Raw genomic sequence first — 1,671 nt, forward strand, 5'->3', positions numbered from 1 at the left:
CCTGAATTTTTCATACTTCAACCTTTAAAAGTTTTTCTTCCACTTCTTGTGGTGAAAAGTGGAAGAAAAAATTATTTTTCAACTTAGTAGGATAAAATCTGATAAAAATTTAAGGAAGCTGGATTCTCAATATTGGAGAACAGTATTTTGGACAAACTTATCCCTTGGTGGAATATGTTTTTTTAATTTTGACTGGTCTGACTTCACCAACAAAGTTGGTGAATTTTTTCCGATAGCTTGTAAAACATGTCTTGATAAACGTGGGAAGTGCTGGTTTTCACCAGCCACCTTCGGGCGCTATGTGTCACTTTCCCCGCTACTTTAAAGAGCTTGAGACGCAAGGTGTCCACTAAACACGTCCTTTCCTTTTCCGGAAGACAAGTATTTTTCATAAAATTCACAAGGTTGTAAGCCAAAACACTGACCATCATACGAGCATAGTTTTCTGTAAAGCTAGAGCTGTCCGTTTTATCGAAATAAAACCCATTTTTTGCTTCTTTGATGAAGTTCTCCATAGCTCCTCGTTTTTGATAAATGTTAAAAACTTGTTTAGCGGATATGTTATGGGTCAAGTTGGTTAAAACAAATTCATGACGAAATAATAGTTCTCCCGCTTCACGAGTAGATTTGATACAAACTCGACGTTCTCTGGACCAACTTTTAGCTTGATACATTGTTGAATAATAATGGACTTCACGTCGCTCCCAAGCGTGATCGTCATCAATTCTGATGAATTCTTCTGCGAGTTGCCCAAGATTTCTATTGGCTTTTAAACGAACAACATAATAAGCATGTGACGTCTCACATAGCTCATATAATTCAGGCGTGGCGAAGCCACTATCTCCACGCACTAGAATATACGTATTAGGCACCAGTTGGTTGTAGTGTTCTAAAAGAGGAGCTAAAAATTGACGCACGCCATTAGAAGTATACACACTGCCAGAACGCAGTTCTGCCTTCAAAAAATCACCGGTTAAACCATCAAATGCTACCAAAGGATGGTAACCCATCGTACCATAATGACCATTATAATTTGCCGCTTCTTGATGGCCAAATGTGTCGGAATGAGTAGAATCTAAATCAATGATCAGCTCGGTTAAATGTCGATTCAAGCGCGCTTGATCAATCAACGTTTGATTTAATTTCTGGAAGTCGCTCAAGGTTGTTTGACTAATTCGTTTCCAAAAACGTGAAAGTGATGCAGGCGAAGCTGTTGCTTCTTTTTCTAATATTAGTTGAAAGATGGGATCCTTCTGTAAAAAATTAGCAGAGGAATCTGCGGAATAGCCTGCAATGATCTGAAGTAAGAGCTGTTCTAGCAAAGAAATATTATCATGATGGATATATTTACGTTGGTCTTCAAAATGAAGCAACTGTTGAGCTTGACGAGTAAAATCAATCTTTGTCATAAATTCTTTGACCAATACTAGCCCGGTATCGGTGGATAAATTTCCTCCAGTATTGTTCATCGTAATTTTTGGGTTGAAATTAAGTTGTTTTTCCAGTAATGTAAGCATTGAGAGAACCCCTTTCTCTGGTTAGGTTTAGGCGCTTTAACCATAACAGATTGGGGCTCTTTTTGTACACCCAAAGGGTGTTAAAATAAAACAAGATAAACACCGTCACAAAAGTGTTTATCTTGTTTTTTCAAATAAGTATGAATTATCCAGG

The 1,671-nt window shown here is 37.6% G+C and carries 1 protein-coding gene; it reads right to left on the reverse strand.

Annotated features, from left to right (window positions below; translation table 11 throughout):
• Nucleotides 1–203: 203 nt before the first annotated feature.
• On the reverse strand, nucleotides 204–1,517 hold the full coding sequence (locus CBF29_RS13605) for an IS1380 family transposase (RefSeq protein ID WP_126810240.1): 1,314 nt from the start codon (nucleotides 1,515–1,517) through the stop codon (nucleotides 204–206).
• Nucleotides 1,518–1,671: the final 154 nt, after the last annotated feature.

Source organism: Vagococcus elongatus (assembly GCF_003987645.1).
In the GTDB taxonomy this organism is placed as follows: domain Bacteria; phylum Bacillota; class Bacilli; order Lactobacillales; family Vagococcaceae; genus Vagococcus_A; species Vagococcus_A elongatus.

Excerpts from the sequence above, each read along its gene's own strand:
- CBF29_RS13605 (WP_126810240.1), bottom strand. The coding sequence starts at position 1,517 with ATGCTTACATTACTGGAAAAACAACTTAATTTCAACCCAAAAATTACG.